Genomic DNA, 18,702 nt, shown 5'->3' with positions numbered 1-18,702 from the left:
GTGGCAATCCATTGATTAGCCACTTCATTTAGAAAAGTTTAAAGAACTTATCGTCTCGTCCTTGAAGAAGAAGGTCTAGTAGCGCTTGAATTGCCACTGTTGTTAGAACTACTACTTGAACTGCTGAAGCTTGATGGAGTTGGTAGACTCCCCACAATGCTAGACCAAGCATTCTGATAATCCGCATCACTTCCACCAATAGCAAAGCGATAACTGGTCGCTGGCGCTCCTGCCTTATTAGCCCAATAGCTGGTAACAGTCGAACCTGTGACCTCTACCTCTTTTCCTTCAACAGAAACTTTACCTGGTTTCTGGCCTGTTGATTTCAGGACTTCTGATTTTACTACACTAGGATCTAAAGAGAATCGCTCGTTCCCCCAAATTCCAGGTTCAGACTCTTGGATGGCATTAACCAGATGAGCCATATAATTAGAGTTATTTGAATATCCTGCTCTACGAGATAATGAATGATTATCATCATGCCCAATCCAACCACCTAAAGTTAATTTAGGAGTAGAAAGCATGAGCCACATATTCTCGTCTTGGTTGGTTGTACCAGTCTTCCCAATCCAATCTGCACTAGCTAATGTCGAATTTAAAGAAGCTAAATTCGGTTTAAAGGTTGTTGTTACACGAGAGGACAGAACTTCTCGTAACAATCCCTGCATAATCGTCGCTGTCGCTTTAGAATAAACCTGAACAGGTTTATCTTGAAATTCATAAATGATTTTACCATCAGAAGATTCAATTTTTGAAATCACATGCTTCTGATGATAAACTCCGTTATTAGCCAATGTCTGATAGCCATTGGTATGCTGGGCCACTGTGACTTCAATACCACCACCCATTGGCAGGCTCTCAATACCGTACTCAGGAATCTCGTAGCCCATCTTTTCCATATAACCCTTGACATCAACACCCTTTTCACGAAGCATACGATAGGTCCAGTAAGCAGGGATATTCCATGAATAGTTCAAGGCTTCTCCCAAAGTCATCATTCCTGTCCCCTTGCTATTAGCATACATAATCGGATTGCCATTAGCAAAGTTTGTTGGATAGTTAGATAGAATCGTTTCGCTTCCCATCAAGCCCTGATCAATAGCAATACCGTAGGCCAGCAAAGGTTTGGTAGTAGAAGCTGGCGAACGTTTGGTATCAAAGGCATGATTATTTTGATTTTCTTGATAATTGCGACCACCTACAAAGCCTAGAATAGCACCTGTTTGGTTGTCCATCAGGACATTCCCTACCTCTACACGACCTGTGCCATCGTCTAAAAGATAGCCATAGTCAGCAACCGCATTTTGCATGGCAGAATGAATTTTCTGATCTATGGTAGTAGTAATCTTATAACCACCATTTTCAATTTCCTTGGCTGCCAAATCGCGATAAAACTTCTGAGTTGCCTCATTTTTCAACTCCTTAGCGGAGACATTGTCTCTCTGAGCTAGATAGTCATACATACGTTCTTGAGCTTCTGCCAAAGTTGTAAAATATAAGTAGTCTCGTGAAATTCCTGTGACCGTGCCCGATGGTAAAAAGTCCTGTTTGAGGTCATAATTCTTGTACTGAGAATACTCGTCTTGACTTAATGCACCTGTGCGATACATACTGTAAAGAACTGCCTTAGCCCGTCTTAAGCCAATTTCTAGATCTTCATCACTCTTCAACTCTCCAGTATTTTCATAAGGAGAATAGGTAATGGGACTCTGTGGAAGTCCTGCTAAAAATGCTGCTTGAGGAACCGTCAACTGGCTGGCATCTACACCGAAAATCCCCTCAGCTGCCTGCTGAGCTCCTGCAATATTCTGCCCCTTATTATTTCGACCAAATGGAGCCACATTGAGATAGGTCGTTAAAATCTCATCTTTATTCATGGCGCGTTCCAAGGCAAGAGCATCCACAATCTCTGTCGCCTTACGAGCCAAGGTCGGTGCGTCCCCAACCACCTGCTGTTTAATCAGTTGCTGGGTCAAGGTTGACCCCCCACTTGAGGAACCCAACCCTACAAATTTCCCCAAGGTCGCACGAATCACTGCCTTAGGTACTACACCCTTATGTTCTTTGAAGTGTTCATCTTCCGTCGCAATGATAGCCTTCTTCAGATTTTCCGAAATTTGCTCAGATGAGATAGAAGTGCGCAACAAATCACTCTCTATAGAAGCAATCACCGTCCCATCCGCATAGGTGATCTCTGAAATAGAAGAGATGTCCTTGACTTGATGCACCAATTCTTCTGTCTGAGGTACCCGAACCTTGTCAAATAAGGCCACTCCATACCCCAAAGCAATCCCAGCTCCCAACATCCCTCCTAGAAAACCGAGCACAAAGAGTAAGTTAAATAGGGCTTTTATACTCAGTAAAATAGCTGGAAAAATGGCTGGCCTATCTAGAGATTTAGATTTTTCAGCACTTGAACCTTTCTTGCCTGATTTAGCGTTTTTTTTATTTCTTTGTTTTTGCTGGAAAAATTCCAGCATTTTTCGTTTTATTTCATTTAATTGATTTTGCATGGATTTCCTCACTCTATCTATTATACCATAAAAGGTAAACTTTCAATAAAATAGCCACTTTCTTCCCTATTCTGCTAGGCTATTGCCCGAGTTTGTGATACAATAGTTAGAAACAATATTTTTAAAAAGGAGAAAAGACACATGCACATTTTTGATGAGCTAAAAGAGCGTGGTTTGATTTTTCAAACGACTGATGAAGAAGCTTTGCGTAAAGCCCTAGAAGAAGGTCAAGTTTCTTATTATACTGGCTACGATCCAACTGCTGACAGCCTCCACCTAGGCCACCTTGTCGCAATCTTGACAAGTCGTCGCTTGCAGTTAGCAGGTCACAAACCTTATGCGCTCGTTGGCGGTGCTACAGGTCTCATCGGAGATCCGTCCTTCAAAGATGCTGAGCGTAGTCTCCAAACAAAAGACACAGTAGATGGCTGGGTCAAGTCTATCCAAGGACAACTTTCTCGCTTTCTTGATTTTGAAAATGGTGAAAATAAAGCTGTCATGGTCAACAACTACGACTGGTTTGGCAGCATCAGCTTCATTGACTTCCTCCGTGATATCGGAAAATACTTCACTGTCAACTACATGATGAGCAAGGAGTCTGTGAAAAAACGAATTGAAACAGGAATTTCATACACTGAGTTTGCCTACCAAATCATGCAAGGTTACGACTTCTTTGTCCTTAACCAAGAACACAATGTAACCCTTCAAATCGGCGGATCAGACCAATGGGGAAATATGACAGCTGGTACTGAGTTGCTTCGTCGTAAGGCTGACAAGACTGGTCACGTAATTACTGTTCCACTGATTACAGATGCAACTGGTAAGAAATTTGGTAAATCAGAAGGAAACGCAGTTTGGCTCAATCCTGAAAAGACTTCTCCATACGAAATGTACCAATTTTGGATGAACGTCATGGACGCTGACGCTGTTCGCTTCTTGAAGATTTTTACCTTCTTGTCACTGGATGAGATTGAAGACATCCGCAAACAATTTGAAGCAGCACCACACGAACGCTCGGCACAAAAAATCCTCGCTCGTGAAGTCGTAACACTTGTTCACGGCGAAGAAGCTTACAAAGAAGCCCTCAACATCACCGAGCAACTCTTTGCCGGAAACATCAAAAACCTTTCTGTCAAAGAGCTCAAACAAGGACTTCGTGGAGTACCAAACTACCAAGTTCAAGCAGATGAAAACCACAATATCGTAGAACTTCTCGTCTCATCTGGTGTGGTTAACTCCAAACGCCAAGCCCGTGAAGACGTCCAAAACGGAGCTATCTACGTCAACGGCGACCGTATTCAGGACCTTGACTATGTCTTGAATGACGCAGATAAGTTAGAGAATGAACTGACTGTTATCCGTCGTGGTAAGAAAAAATACTTTGTATTGACTTACTAAATTGTTCAACATTTACCTATAAAAAAAGGAGTTACCCTCGAGAAAGGTAACTCCTTTTTGCTGTGAATAGTCCCCACCTATCCCTTAATAGACAGGCTACGCAGTACAATGCGTAAGGTTGTTAGATTATGTAAGATAGAAAGATTTGAAGGGCTGAGCCAGTTAAACAAGCCAAAGCCAATCAAACTACTATTTACGACAACGGTATCTTGAATATTCTTCTTGATGAGTGTTTGCAAAGATGATGATAGCCAATCCAACTCTTGGAAGAAATCCAAACGATTATCTAACAATAATATATCGCTCATCTGCTTAGAAATATCTGCACTCTCATTCATCACCACACCGATATCTGATAGGGTTAGAGCAGCTGAGTCATTCAAGCCATCTCCAACCATCAAAATAGTGTGACCTGCTTTCTGTAGTTCCTCTACTAACTCGAATTTCCCATCAGGTTTCAAGTCTGTATAGACCTGATCAAAGGGCAAATCTTTAACTAATTCCTCTGTCCTAACCAAGGTGTCCCCTGTTGCCAGAATCAATTTTTTCCCTTGTGCCTTAAGTTTCTCCAAGGCTGCTTTTGCTTCTTTTCTCAAAGGAGTATGAATACAGAACATTCCAATCAATTCATTCTGATAAGCCAAGAATAAGAGATTGTAGTGACTCTTGTACTCTTCAATTAAAGCATTTTGTTCTGAACTGATATGAATTTGCTCATCCTGCATCAAAACATAATTCCCAATAAGAACTGGTTGCCCATCTATATGAGATTTAATCCCCTTGCTTGCGATATATTGGAGTTTCCCATGCATTTCCTCATGTTCAATTCCCTCTATCTCAGCTTGCTTGACGATAGCATTAGCAATAGGATGATAAATGTGTTCCTCAAGACAGGCACTGATTCTGAGAATATCTTCCTCACTATAGTCTCCAAAAGGTAACACCTTTTCAACTATCGGATAGCTAGTTGTGATTGTCCCCGTCTTATCAAACAAGAAAGTATCGACTTCCAGATATTTCTCCAGAACATCTCCATCCTTAATCACCATTTCACGGTTCAACCCCTCCTTGATAGCTGTCAAATAAGCTACAGGAGTAGAGATTTTCAAAGCGCAGGAGAAATCGACCAATAGAAAAGAGATAGCCTTAGAAAAAGAACCTGTCAATAGGTAAGTCAGCCCAGCACCCAAGAAATTATATTTGACGACCTTGTCCGCCATCTTGATGAAATAGCGTTGTTTCGTTTTCTTGTTTTCTTCAGATTTCTTCATCAACTCAATCAGTTGTAAAACCCGGCTGTTCATCTGATTATCGGTTACACGAATGCGTAACTCTCCAGTTTCTAATACTGTATTTGCACAAACCAAATCAGACTCTCTTTTTTCAACTGGAAAACTCTCTCCCGTCAAGGAACTTTCGTTGACCATACCTAAACCTGAAACTACTTGTCCATCAAACAGAATTTCATTTCCTTGAGATAGGACCAAGACATCTCCTATTTGAACATCGGAACTCTTGATACTAACAACCGTATCGCCCTGTACTAGGAATACATCGCTCTCTTTTGCAAGAAGACTCTGTTCTAAATCTGTTGCAGTTTTTTTCAAGGACCACTGATCTAAATGATTCCCCAAATCAAGCATAAACATGATATTGCTAGCTGTCTTGGATTGGTTCATAAACAAGGACAATAAAATCGCCGAACAGTCCAAGACCTCCATCGTTAGTTCCTTACGCGCTAGTGTTTGATAGGCTTCTCTAATATAGCCAAAAGCCTGATAACAAGTCCATATATAGCGAATAGGATACGGCACAAAACTACGAAAAAGTATACGCTTAATCGCTGCACCTGAAACAATAGAATAAGCACTCTCTTCTCTACGAATGGGAAGAGTCATCAACTCAGAAACTTTCCCTTTATCAATTCTTTTTAAAAAGGCTTCTGCATTATCTAATACAGAAAAGCCTTCTTTTATGCGTAGAGTAAAGTGCTGTTGATCCATGTAAAACTGGATAGACTCAATCCCCTTTTCATCTCTCGCCAAGGAACGAAGATAGTCTTGAATATCCAAGGTGAGTGAAAAAGAAGATGATAGTCGGATATGTTGGTATCCTCTATGTAGCACTTTAAAAGACATATTATTCTCCTATAAGGCTATCTAATTGCTCTTCTTTTTTCTCTTGCTCGTACAAATATTTGGCATCTTGCAAGACATCGTCTCCATGTTGTTTCACAACAGAAACAGATGCATCTAGCCCGTCTTTCAACTTGTAAGCCTTAGCCAAAGCTTTAGAATAACCTTTTTTAGCTTCCTTACTTGCTAAGATTTTCAAACCAAGGGTACCAAATGCGACACCACCCAAAAAGAGTGATGATTTTTTCGCAACTTTTGCAACGGTTAGTACTTCTTTTAACATACTTATTTCCTCCTTATCATTATTATATAGCAATTTAGATATAAAAGCAATTTCATTCCATAAATTGGAGAATTAGTTTTATTTCTACTGAATCTCCCATCTACTTATTCCTAAAGTTGCTTTCATTTGCCTCTTTTGATACACTTAAACTATGAATACAAACCTCAAACCTAAACTCCAGCGCTTTGCTTCTGCTAGTGCCTTTGCCTGCCCCGTCTGCCAAGAAAACTTGACCTTGGTAGAATCTAGTCTCAAGTGCACCAATCGCCATTCTTTTGACCTAGCAAAATTCGGCTATATCAATCTAGCACCACAAATCAAGCAATCAGCCAACTACGACAAGGAAAATTTCCAAAATCGCCAACAAATCCTAGAAGCTGGATTTTATCAGGCTATTTTAGAAGGTGTCTCCGACTTACTAGCCACTAAACCATCCGCAAAAACAGTCTTGGATATCGGCTGTGGCGAGGGCTTCTACTCTCGTAAACTCCAAGAAGCGAATCCCGACAAGATCTTCTATGCCTTTGACATTTCAAAAGACTCGGTCCAAATCGCTGCCAAGAGTGAACCCAACTGGGCAGTCAATTGGTTTGTCGGTGACCTAGCTCGCCTTCCTATAAAAAACACTAGCATGGATATCCTTCTTGATATCTTCTCACCTGCAAATTATGGAGAATTTCAACGAGTTTTATCAAAAGATGGTATCTTAATCAAGGTCATCCCGACTGAAGACCACCTCAAGGAAATCCGTCAGAAGGTACAAGACCAGCTGACAAAGAAGGACTATTCTAACCAAGATATCAAGGAACATTTCCAGGAACATTTCAGCATCCAATCTATCCAGACTGCTTCCCTGACCAAATCCATTACAGTAGAGCAAAGACAAGCTTTACTCAGCATGACACCCCTCCTCTTTCACGTTGACCAAAGCAAGATTGATTGGAACCAACTGACAGAGATTACCATCGAAGCAGAGATTATGGTTGGGAGAGCATTCTAAACTAGACTTCCCAAAAGCAGACAACTTACCGAAAATCTTCAATATTACAAAAACGCATAAGAACAGGTACAAAAACCTTAATCTTATGCGTTTTGTTATGCCAAAATCGCTGGAGTTGCTATACACATTAAGTGGAAATATTGGAAACTAGTTCTTTTAATAACCATTGAATACCATATATTAAATTTACCCCAAATATGATATAGGCCGTATAAATCAAGTATTTCGATTTTTCCCGCCTCAAAGAATAGATCTTGTACAAGATAAACAAATTTAAAATAATAAATAATAGAGACAAAATCCTCCCTCCAAAATCAATCCTAAAAGTAGGCAGTCAAGCATAGTCCTAATCTTTATTTTCGATTCGAGATAACAAACTTATCAATAAACAGCAAGTGATATAATGCAAGTGTAATTCCAAATAAGCACCCATGATAAGAGATTTCTTGATGGGTAAGGGGGAAAAGAGTATCATTACCCGCCAAGAGGCAGGTCAAAATGATAAATAAAATCCAAAATAAATCCGTCCATTTATATTTTGAAAAATATTTTTTAACATAATAGCACATTTTTCTTGACTACAATAACATTATATGATAAAATGTAAGCGAATACAAATAAAAAGAAATTGCCTTATTCAATTAATATTCCTATAAGAAAGCAGATGATTCCAATGTACAAACTATAATTATCAACCCTTAATATCCAACTTAGTTATGAAAGAATGGTAGGTGATCATTATCATGAAAAAATACTAATTACTCTATTATTTAGTTGTTTAGCATTGTTTTATTTGCCTATTTCTGTAAACGCCGATACCACTAATGACCTTGTTATAAAATTCAACGAACTGCAATTTACTGTTGAGGATTACAATATCCCTAATCCAGAAGTAGTATATTCGAAATCAGGATTCAACGAAGTTGCAACTGTTATTGATAGTGATACTGGAAAGGTTGTTGAAACTATTGAATTTATTCCAGATCTCTCTCGATCTACAGTTACTTCACACACATTAAAAAGAAGTGCAACATTTGCTAGAACTACAGTTCAATTAAGTGTAAACATTGAATTATATAATGAGGGTTCTTTCCGTCAGATTAACTCAGTTCAAGGTTATTACTTAGGAATAACAAATTCTATTACAAACACATATATTGAAGGACAAAACGTTGATGTTTGGTCTCCAAAAGGATACCCCACAACAAGTATAAAGTATGCTTATAATGGTACTTTAACAGCAGCTATAAACAGTAGTGGTTCAGCTCAAGTTAAAGCAGAGTTGTTAGGAGCTGGATTTACATTTGGAGGTACTATTGGAGGTACATCATATTATAGAGTTCCATTTAATCAAAACGGAACTATTAGTCTATACAACTATTAGTCTATACTAACTTAGGAGGTAGTCGATATTATGAATGAAAAAAAACGTACATATTTTATTTGTGCAAGTATTATTATTTCATCTATAATTTTAGGACTCTTTATTTATAACGGACTTGACGTTTTGGGTCAATTTATAAACGATGGCCTCAGGGTAATTAATAGTAATAGGTAGTTAATAGAATTCAAATAAAAAACGGTAATTTAGTGAATGAACTGCACCCCAAAAGTTAGATTTTTTCTGTCTAACTTTTGGGGTATTTTTATTATGAAATTAACTTATGATGATAAAGTTCAGATCTATGAACTTAGAAAACAAGGATATAGCTTAGAGAAGCTTTCAAATAAATTTGGGATAAACAATTCTAATATTAGGTACATGATTAAATTGATTGATCGTTACGGAATAGAGTTCGTCAAAAAAGGAAAAAATCGTTACTATTCTCCTGATTTAAAACAAGAAATGATTCATAAAGTCTTACATGAAGGCTGGACTAAAGATAGAGTTTCTCTTGAATACGGCCTCCCAAGTCGTACGATACTTCTTAACTGGCTAGCGCAATACAAGAAAAACGGGTATACTATTGTTGAGAAAACAAGAGGGAGAGTACCTAAAATGGGACGTAAGCCAAAAAAGAGACCTGAAGAGAGGACAGAATTAGAACGTCTTCAAGCAGAAAATGAGTACCTGAGAGCGGAGAATGCCATCCTAAAAAAGTTAAGAGAACTCCGATTGAAGGAGGAAAAAGAGAAAGAAGAAAGACAGAAATTGTTCAAGAATTAATGACTGAGTTTTCGTTAGATATTCTTCTAAAAGCCATTAAACTCGCTCGTTCGACCTACTACTATCACTTGAAACAGCTAGATAAACCAGATAAGGACCAAGAGCTTTACTTATCACCAGTTTTAGATGGTTTTAACAGCGAAATTATTGCTTTTAATCTTTCTTGTTCGCCGAACTTAGAACAAGTGAAAGATATGTTAGACCAGGCTTTCGGTGAGGAACATTACGAGAATACCATTCTCCATAGTGACCAAGGCTGGCAATATCGACACGATTTTTATCATCAGTTTCTTGAGAGTGAGGGAATTCAGCCATCTATGTCGCGCAAAGGTAACAGCCCAGACAACGGTATGATGGAGTCCTTCTTTGGCATTCTGAAATCGGAGATGTTTTATGGTTACGAGAAAACGTTTCAGTCGTTTAACCAATTGGAATAAGCTATTGTAGACTATATTGATTACTACAACAATAAACGAATTAAGGTAAAACTAAAAGGACTTAGTCCTGTTCAGTACAGAACTAAATCCTTCGGATAAATAATTGTCTAACTTTTTGGGGTCAGTACTCAAAAACCTTAATCTTATGCGTTTTGTTATGCAAAAATCACTGGAGTTTCTATACACATTAAGTGGAAATCTTTGAAACTAGTTCTTTTAATAAGCATTGAATACCATATATTACATTTACCCCAAATAGGATATAGGCCGTATAAATCAAGTACTTCGATTTTTCCCGTCTCAAAGAATAAACCTTGTACAAGATAAACAAATTTAAAATAATAAATAATAGAGACAAAATCTTCACTCCAAAATCAATCCTAAAAGTACACAGTCAAGCATAGCTCTAAACTTTATTTTCGATTCGAAATAACAAATTTATCAATAAATAGCAAGTGAAATAAGGCAAGTGTAATCCCCAAATAGCAGCCATGATAAGAGATTTCTTGATGGGTAAGTGGAAAAAGAGTACTATTACCCGTCAAGAGGCATGTCAAAATCACAAATAATATCCAAAATAAATCAGTCCATTTATATTTTGAGAAATATTTTTTCCACATAAAAACACCTTCTTTCCTACAATTATATTATAATACTTGATGTAAACGGATGCAAGAAATATGAGGTAATCAACTACGAAGAAATATAAGGCTGAATACCGTAAAAACCAGCATTTAAAGCCTTCACTGCATCTATAATTTCCCTATTTTTAGACAGGATTGACTAAAATTCACAACATTTAAAAAAGCGAATTTCAATCGAAACTCGCTTTTTTACAAAATGTATTAGTATAAATCTTGTATCTTAGTTCAAGTGCCAGATATCTTCGTTATACTGAGCGATTGTACGGTCAGATGAGAAGAATCCTGCTTTAGAAATGTTAACGATAACTTTATCCAACCATGCGTCACGGTCTTCATAGTCAGCAAGCATTTGCTCTTTCACTTTGATGTAGTCTTCCAAGTCAAGAAGAGTCATGAACCAGTCTTTGTTGATCAATTCATTGTAAAGACGTTCCAAGCGCTCTTTGTTTCCAGCTGCAAGAACTGCATCGCTAACGATGAAGTCAACCAATGGTTTGATAGCTTCACGAGCGTAGAATTCGCTTGATTTGTAAGCTGCTTTTGCGTAAAGGTCGATAACAGTTTCTGAATCTTCACCAAAGATGTAGATGTTTTCATCACCAACCAACTCAGCGATCTCCACGTTAGCTCCGTCCATAGTACCAAGAGTCAAAGCTCCGTTCAACATGAATTTCATGTTACCAGTACCTGAAGCTTCTTTAGAAGCAAGTGAGATTTGTTCTGAGATATCACATGCTGGGATAAGGAAGCTTGCTGCAGTAACGTTGTAGTTTTCAACCATAACTACTTGCAAGTGTGGAGCTACTGCTGGATCGTTAGCAATAACTTCTGACATGCAAAGAATCAAGTGGATGATGTCTTGAGCGATTGTATAGGCTGGAGCTGCTTTACCACCAAATAAGATTGTGATTGGACGAGCAGGGATGTTACCAGCTTTGATGTCAAGGTATTTGTGGATCACGTACAAAGCGTTCATTTGTTGGCGTTTGTACTCGTGAAGACGTTTGATTTGGATATCAAAGATAGAGTTTGGATTGATTTCTACACCTTGGTGTTCTTTCAAGTGACGAGCCAATTTACGTTTGTTGTGAGCCTTGATGCTTTCCAATTTTTCTTTGACAGCTGCTTTGTCTTCATAAGACAAGAGTTTTTCAAGCTCATCTGCTTCATGGTGCCAACCTTCTCCAAGAATCTCATCCAAGTAGTGAGACAATCTTGGGTTAGCATGCATGAGCCAACGACGGAAAGTGATACCGTTTGTTTTGTTGTTGAATTTTTCTGGGTAAAGGTCGTAGAAAGCTTTCAACTCAGAATTTTTCAAGATTTCAGTGTGAAGTGCTGCAACCCCGTTAACGCTGTATCCGTAGTGGATATCCATGTGAGCCATGTGAACACGTCCGCTCTCATCGATAATTTGAACAGCTGGATCTTTGTATTCTGCTTTCACACGACGATCCAATTCTTCGATGATTGGTACCAAGTGAGGAACCACTTCTTGCAAGAATTCAAGAGGCCATTTTTCAAGGGCTTCAGCAAGGATTGTGTGGTTAGTGTAGGCAGTCATGCTACGAACGATTGAGATTGCTTCGTCAAGCTCGATACCACGTGCAGTCAAAAGACGGATCAATTCAGGGATAACCATTGATGGGTGAGTATCGTTGATTTGTACAACTGCGTAGTCAGCAAGGTCATGCAAGTTGCTTCCTTTTTCGATTGCTTCGTCGATGATCAATTGCGCACCGTTTGAAACCATGAAGTATTGTTGGAAGATACGGAGCAATTCACCTTGACGGTCACTATCATCTGGGTAAAGGAAGAGAGTCAAGTTGCGAGCGATATCTGTCTTGTCAAAGTTGATACCATCTTTAATAATAGAAGAATCAACTGAATCCAAGTCAAACAAACGCAAGCGGTTTTTAGTTGCTGTTTCATAACCAGTAACATCAATATCGTAAAGAGTTGATGTCAAAGTAAAGTCTGCAAATGGTACTTGGTAGCTACGGCTTGAGCGAACCAACCAGTTTTGCTCTGTCAACCATGCATTTGGAATTGTTTCTTGTTGGTTGTTTTTAAGAACTTGTTGGAATAGACCAAAGTGGTAGTTAAGACCAACACCGTCACCGTTCAAACCAAGAGTAGCAATTGAGTCGATAAAGCAGGCAGCCAAACGTCCCAAACCACCATTACCAAGAGATGGTTCCAATTCAACTTCTTCAACTTCGATCAAGTCTTTACCTGCAGCTGTAAGCTCTTTTTTAACATCGTCGTAAAGACCAAGGTTGATCAAGTTGTTTGACAAAAGTTTACCAATCAAGAACTCAGCTGAGATGTAGTAAACTTTTTTCTTACCAGTGTTAACTGGTTTTTTGCTGCTTGCAAGCTTGCTGTAGTTAAGAAGAGCAAGGTAAAGCTCTTCATTGCCACATTCTGCAATGGTTTTATTGTAACGATTTTGTACAAATTCTTGTAGTGATAACATGTTTAAGGTGTCTCCTGATATTGTATTATTTCTTTAATTCTACCAAATTTTCATTAATTCGTCGATAGATTGTTGTCAAGTCAAGCAAACCTTCCTCGACAGCTGGTGTCAATTGATCTTCAGTCATGCGCCAAGACCAGTTTCCACCAAGGGTAGATGGGAAGTTCATACGAGCTGCCTCATCCAATTCTAGCAAATCTTGCATAGTTGCAATTGCCATGAAGCTAACTGATGAAAAGGCTGTACGAAGCATAGCGTGTGGAACTGTTTCGTATTCTTTACGGTTAGTGTAGCGAGCCATGTACTCACGAGTCGCATCATCGATCTCGTTACGGTACCAACCAAGGACCGTGTTATTATCGTGAGTTCCTGTGTACATAACTGAGTTAGCAGGTGCCAAGTGTGGGCTATCGATACTTTCGTCTTCTGGGTTGAAGGCAAATTGAAGAATCTTCATTCCTGGGAAGCCAGTACGTTCACGCAACTCAATAACTTCATCTGTCATGAAGCCAAGGTCTTCTGCGATGATGTTTAGCTCACCAAGTTCTTCCTTAACGGCTGCAAAAAGCTTGTAGCCCGGACCTTTCACCCACTCACCAGGTGCTGCTGTATCGGAACCAGCAGGGATTTCCCAGTAAGATTCGAAGCCGCGGAAGTGGTCGATACGAACGATATCATAGATTTTGAAGCTTTCACGCAAGCGTTCAATCCACCATTTGTAGCCGTCTTTGTCCATTGCTTCCCAATCATAGATTGGGTTACCCCAAAGCTGACCAGTTGCAGAAAACTCATCTGGTGGGCATCCTGCTATGCAAGTCGCCTTACCGTTGACATCTGTCTTGAAGAGATGTGGATTTGCCCACATATCGCTTGAATCTTCCGCTACGTAGATTGGCATGTCCCCAACGATTTCGATGTGGTTGTCGTTAGCGTAAGCTTTCAATTTCAACCATTGTTGGAAGAAGAAGTATTGAGTCACACGGTGGTAAACCAACTTGTCTGCCAATTGCTCACGGTAGCTTTCAAGTGCTGAAGCTTTACGAACACGAGCATCAGCATCTGGCCATTCAGTCCAAGCAAGATTGTCAAAATGCTCTTTGATAGCCATATACTCAGCAAAGAGCTCAAGCCATGATTGGTTGTCTTGAGCAAATTTCTCAAAATCTTTAACATCTCCGACTTCAAAGAAACGTTTCACCGCTTTTTCTAAAAGAGGACGACGTGCATAGTAAATCTTAGCATAGTCAACTTCAGACGCATCGCTACCAAAGTCAACTCCTTCAAGGTCACTTGCTTCCAACAAACCTTGCTCCACCAAGATATCCAAATCGATAAAATGAGTGTTTCCTGCGAAGGCTGAGAAAGACTGGTAAGGAGAATCTCCGTAACTAGTTGTTCCTAATGGAAGGATTTGCCAGTAACGTTGTTTTGTACGGACCAAGAAATCAACGAAGTCGTAAGCACTTTGACCAAACGATCCGATTCCGTAGGCTCCTGGTAGAGAAGAGATGTGCATCAACACACCACTTTGACGTTTTTTCATAAACAACACCTCGTGTATTAGTAGTTTAAATTTTCATTTTTGGGCGCAAACGTTTGCGTTAAGATAAGTATACTTTATTTTTGGAATAATTGCAAGCGTTTTTAAAAAACTTTTTGATTATTTTTTTAAAAAAACTTGTCCTTCTTTATGTATACATATACATTTTTCTTTTCTATTTACAAAATCTTCTTCAACTACAAATAGAAGGCTCAACTTAGCCTACTTTTGGTCTAGAGCAATTTATTTTTTGTTCAAAATTTAGGCAATCGTTTCCCTAAATAATTTCAGTAAAATCATGAAAATATATTTTCTGATTTTTCTTCTATTATAAACAAATAAAACGCTTACCCTTTCCGTGAAATTTTTTTAAAATTTTTACAAAAAAACACTTGCAACCGTTTTCTATTTGTGCTATACTAGTCCCATAAAGGAAAACGTTTGCGTTTCCTCATTATAAAATTTGTTATTCTTTAGGAGGAATACACTATGTCATCTAAATTCATGAAGAGCGCTGCTGTGCTTGGAACTGCTACACTTGCTAGCTTGCTTTTGGTAGCTTGCGGAAGCAAAACTGCCGATAAACCTGCTGATTCTGGTTCATCTGAAGCAAAAGAAATCACTCTTTACGTTGAGGACCAATACAAAGCTTATGCTGAAACAGTAGCTAAAGCTTATAAAGAACAATCAGGAACAACAGTTAACATCAAATCTGGTGACCAAATGGGTGGGCTTGACAAACTTTCTCTTGACAACCAATCAGGTCAAGCTCCTGACGTTATGATGGCTCCATACGACCGTGTAGGTAGCCTTGGTACTGACGGACAACTTTCAGAAGTGAAATTGAGCGACGGTGCTAAAACAGATGATAAAACTAAATCTCTTGTAACAGCTGCTGACGGTAAAGTTTACGGTGCTCCTGCCGTTATCGAATCACTTGTTATGTACTACAACAAAGACTTGGTAAAAGAAGCTCCAAAAACATTTGCTGACTTGGAAAACCTTGCTAAAGATAGCAAATACGCATTCGCTGGAGAAGATGGAAAAACTTCTGCTTTCCTAGCTGACTGGACAAACTTCTACTTTGCATACGGACTTCTTGCTGGTAACGGCGGTTACGTATTCGGACAAAACGGTAAAGACGCTAAAGACATCGGTCTTGCAAACGACGGCGCTATCAAAGGTGTAGAATACGCTAAAACTTGGTATGAAAAATGGCCTAAAGGTATGCAAGATACGGAAGGAGCTGGAAACCTAATCCAAACTCAATTCCAAGAAGGTAAAACAGCTGCTATCATCGATGGACCTTGGAAAGCTCAAGCCTTCAAAGACGCTAAAGTAAACTACGGTGTTGCAACTATCCCAACTCTTCCAAACGGAAAAGACTACGCAGCATTTGGTGGTGGTAAAGCTTGGATCATCCCATCAAGCACTAAGAACCTTGAAGCTGCTCAAAAATTTGTAGACTTCCTTGTTTCAACTGAACAACAAAAAGCCTTCTACGATAAAACTAATGAAATCCCAGCTAACACTGAAGCTCGTTCATACGCTGAAGGTAAAAATGATGAGTTGACAACAGCTGTTATCAAACAGTTCAAGAACGCTCAACCAATGCCAAACATCTCTCAAATGTCAGCTGTTTGGGACCCAGCTAAAACAATGTTGTTTGAAGCTGTAAGTGGTAAGAAAGATGCTAAAACAGCTGCTAACGATGCTGTAACATTGATCAAAGAAACAATCAAACAAAAATTTGGTGAATAAAAAATTTGTTCAAGGGGGGTGGAAATCAAATCCCCCTTTGAATTTATCAACAAAAACACAAATAGTTTAGGTTTTATCTAGAAACCAGTATCCTATGAAAGGAGTTATTATGGAAAAGCAACAACCTAGTAAAGCAGCCCTGCTGTCTATCATTCCTGGGTTAGGACAGATTTACAATAAACAAAAGGCCAAAGGTTTTATCTTCCTTGGTGTAACCATCGTATTTGTCCTTTATTTCCTAGCACTTGCAGCCCCTGAATTGAGCAATCTCATCACTCTTGGTGACAAGCCAGGTCGTGACAATTCCCTCTTTATGCTGATTCGTGGTGCCTTCCATTTAATCTTTGTAGTTGTTTATGTACTCTTTTATTTCTCAAATATTAAAGATGCACATACAACTGCTAAACACATTAATAATGGTATTCCAGTAGCACTTACCTTTAAAGAAATGGTCAAAGGAATCTATGAAAATGGCTTCCCTTACCTCTTGATCATTCCATCTTATATTGCCATGACTTTTGCAATCATCTTCCCAGTTATCGTAACCTTGATGATTGCCTTTACTAACTACGACTTCCAACACTTGCCACCAAACAAATTGTTGGACTGGGTTGGTTTGACAAACTTTACAAACATTTGGAGCTTGAGTACCTTCCGTTCTGCCTTCGGTTCTGTTCTTTCTTGGACTATCATTTGGGCTTTATCTGCCTCAACTTTACAGATCGTGATTGGTATCTTCACAGCTATCATTGCTAACCAACCATTTATCAAAGGAAAACGTATCTTTGGTGTTATTTTCCTTCTTCCTTGGGCTGTCCCAGCCTTCATCACTATCTTGACATTCTCAAACATGTTTAATGATAGTGTCGGTGCTATCAACACTCAAGTCTTGCCGATCTTTGCTAAATTCCTTCCTTTCCTTGATGGTGCTCTTATCCCTTGGAAAACAGACCCTACTTGGACAAAGGTTGCCTTGATTATGATGCAAGGTTGGCTTGGATTCCCATACATCTACGTTTTAACTTTAGGTATCTTACAATCTATTCCTAACGACCTTTACGAAGCAGCTTATATTGACGGTGCTAATGCTTGGCAAAAATTCCGCAACATCACTTTCCCAATGATCTTGGCTGTTGCAGCACCTACTTTGATTAGCCAATACACCTTCAACTTTAACAACTTCTCTATCATGTACCTCTTCAATGGTGGAGGACCTGGTAGTGTCGGAGGTGGAGCTGGTTCAACCGATATCTTGATCTCATGGATCTACCGTTTGACAACAGGTACATCTCCTCAATACTCAATGGCGGCAGCTGTTACCTTGATTATCTCTATCATTGTCATCTCAATCTCTATGATTGCATTCAAGAAACTACACGCATTTGATATGGAGGACGTCTAAGATGAATAACTCAATTAAACTCAAACGTAGACTGACTCAAACCCTTACTTACCTCTACTTAATTGGCCTATCAATCGTAATTATCTATCCACTTTTGATTACCATCATGTCAGCCTTTAAAGCAGGTAACGTCTCAGCCTTTAAACTAGATACTAATATCGACCTCAATTTTGATAACTTTAAAGGCCTCTTCACTGAAACCTTGTACGGTACTTGGTACCTCAACACTTTGATTATCGCCTTAATTACTATGGCTGTTCAAACAAGTATTATCGTACTTGCTGGTTATGCCTACAGCCGTTACAACTTCTTGGCTCGTAAACAAAGTTTGGTCTTCTTCTTGATTATCCAAATGGTGCCAACAATGGCCGCTTTGACAGCCTTCTTCGTTATGGCACTTATGTTAAACGCCCTTAACCACAGCTGGTTCCTCATCTTCCTCTACGTTGGTGGTGGTATCCCGATGAATGCTTGGCTCATGAAGGGCTACTTCGATACAGTGCCAATGTCTCTAGACGAATCTGCAAAACTAGACGGTGCAGGACACTTCCGCCGCTTCTGGCAAATTGTTCTTCCACTTGTTCGCCCAATGGTTGCCGTACAAGCTCTCTGGGCCTTCATGGGACCTTTTGGAGACTACATCCTCTCTAGTTTCTTGCTTCGTGAGAAAGAATACTTTACTGTTGCCGTAGGTCTCCAAACCTTCGTTAGCAATGTGAAAAACATGAAGATCGCCTACTTCTCAGCAGGTGCTATCCTCATCGCCCTTCCAATCTGTATTCTCTTCTTCTTCCTACAAAAGAACTTTGTTTCAGGACTTACAAGTGGTGGCGACAAGGGATAATATATCCCCGCCACCCTTTTTCATTTTATACTCTTCGAAAATCTCTTCAAACCACGTCAGCTTCCATCTGCAACCTCAAAACAGTGTTTTGAGCTGACT

General features: G+C 39.2%; 13 protein-coding genes and 1 pseudogene. 7 read left to right on the top strand and 7 right to left on the bottom strand.

Translation table 11 applies throughout. The annotated features are described in order from the left end of the window. Positions 1–47: 47 nt before the first annotated feature. A complete protein-coding gene (gene pbp1b, locus ADI86_RS06655) occupies positions 48–2,513 on the bottom strand; it encodes a penicillin-binding protein PBP1B (protein ID WP_049532285.1) in 2,466 nt (821 codons plus the stop codon). A 141-nt stretch (positions 2,514–2,654) separates the two neighbouring features. On the opposite strand from pbp1b, the gene tyrS reads away from it, so the two are divergent. After that, the gene (gene tyrS / locus ADI86_RS06650) at positions 2,655–3,911 is read left to right on the top strand and encodes a tyrosine--tRNA ligase (protein WP_049532284.1); all 1,257 of its coding nucleotides are present in this window, start codon (positions 2,655–2,657) and stop codon (positions 3,909–3,911) included. 77 nt (positions 3,912–3,988) lie between these two features. On the opposite strand, the gene ADI86_RS06645 is transcribed toward tyrS, so the two are convergent. Beyond that, positions 3,989–6,049 carry a heavy metal translocating P-type ATPase gene (locus tag ADI86_RS06645; RefSeq protein WP_049532283.1) on the bottom strand — a complete coding sequence of 687 codons (2,061 nt, stop codon included), beginning with the start codon at positions 6,047–6,049 and terminating at the stop codon, positions 3,989–3,991. Position 6,050: 1 nt separating this feature from the next. Beyond that, positions 6,051–6,329 carry a DUF6110 family protein gene (locus ADI86_RS06640; protein WP_000910910.1) on the bottom strand — a complete coding sequence of 93 codons (279 nt, stop codon included), beginning with the start codon at positions 6,327–6,329 and terminating at the stop codon, positions 6,051–6,053. Between the two features lie 151 nt (positions 6,330–6,480). On the opposite strand from ADI86_RS06640, the gene ADI86_RS06635 reads away from it, so the two are divergent. After that, positions 6,481–7,329: a putative RNA methyltransferase gene (locus ADI86_RS06635; protein ID WP_049532281.1), complete on the top strand. Its 849-nt coding sequence runs from the start codon at positions 6,481–6,483 to the stop codon at positions 7,327–7,329. Between the two features lie 353 nt (positions 7,330–7,682). On the opposite strand, the gene ADI86_RS12280 is transcribed toward ADI86_RS06635, so the two are convergent. Then, a complete protein-coding gene (locus ADI86_RS12280) occupies positions 7,683–7,898 on the bottom strand; it encodes a hypothetical protein (RefSeq protein ID WP_049532280.1) in 216 nt (71 codons plus the stop codon). Between the two features lie 155 nt (positions 7,899–8,053). Between ADI86_RS12280 and ADI86_RS06625 the strand changes: the two genes are divergently transcribed. Together ADI86_RS06625 and ADI86_RS11730 are read left to right on the top strand one after the other, a co-directional pair. After that, positions 8,054–8,713, top strand: a complete 660-nt coding sequence (locus tag ADI86_RS06625) for a hypothetical protein (RefSeq protein WP_049532279.1) — start codon at positions 8,054–8,056, stop codon at positions 8,711–8,713. 267 nt (positions 8,714–8,980) lie between these two features. After that, positions 8,981–10,032 (top strand): annotated as a pseudogene (locus tag ADI86_RS11730) (IS3 family transposase). Positions 10,033–10,346: 314 nt separating this feature from the next. Here ADI86_RS11730 and ADI86_RS12275 read toward each other — a convergent pair. The 3 genes from ADI86_RS12275 to malQ all read right to left on the bottom strand — a co-directional run bounded on the left by ADI86_RS12275 (position 10,347) and on the right by malQ (position 14,599). Next, positions 10,347–10,553, bottom strand: a complete 207-nt coding sequence (locus ADI86_RS12275) for a hypothetical protein (protein WP_080983199.1) — start codon at positions 10,551–10,553, stop codon at positions 10,347–10,349. 244 nt (positions 10,554–10,797) lie between these two features. Then, on the bottom strand, positions 10,798–13,056 hold the full coding sequence (gene glgP, locus ADI86_RS06610) for a glycogen/starch/alpha-glucan family phosphorylase (protein WP_049532277.1): 2,259 nt from the start codon (positions 13,054–13,056) through the stop codon (positions 10,798–10,800). A 25-nt stretch (positions 13,057–13,081) separates the two neighbouring features. Beyond that, entirely contained in the window at positions 13,082–14,599 is a 1,518-nt protein-coding gene (gene malQ / locus ADI86_RS06605; protein ID WP_049532276.1) for a 4-alpha-glucanotransferase, read from the bottom strand. A gap of 486 nt (positions 14,600–15,085) precedes the next feature. On the opposite strand from malQ, the gene ADI86_RS06600 reads away from it, so the two are divergent. From ADI86_RS06600 to ADI86_RS06590, 3 genes are all read left to right on the top strand, one after another. Beyond that, positions 15,086–16,357 (top strand): extracellular solute-binding protein, encoded by a 1,272-nt coding sequence (locus ADI86_RS06600; RefSeq protein WP_000095466.1) that lies wholly within the window; start codon positions 15,086–15,088, stop codon positions 16,355–16,357. A 109-nt stretch (positions 16,358–16,466) separates the two neighbouring features. Then, on the top strand, positions 16,467–17,759 hold the full coding sequence (locus ADI86_RS06595; RefSeq protein WP_000414961.1) for a sugar ABC transporter permease: 1,293 nt from the start codon (positions 16,467–16,469) through the stop codon (positions 17,757–17,759). A 1-nt stretch (position 17,760) separates the two neighbouring features. Further along, on the top strand, positions 17,761–18,603 hold the full coding sequence (locus tag ADI86_RS06590; protein WP_004236955.1) for a sugar ABC transporter permease: 843 nt from the start codon (positions 17,761–17,763) through the stop codon (positions 18,601–18,603). Positions 18,604–18,702 lie beyond the last annotated feature (99 nt).

This window comes from Streptococcus pseudopneumoniae (genome assembly GCF_001074975.1).
GTDB lineage: Bacteria > Bacillota > Bacilli > Lactobacillales > Streptococcaceae > Streptococcus > Streptococcus pseudopneumoniae_D.
The sequence above is the reverse complement of the archived record's forward strand: the minus strand, read 5'-3'. Positions and strand labels throughout refer to the sequence as shown.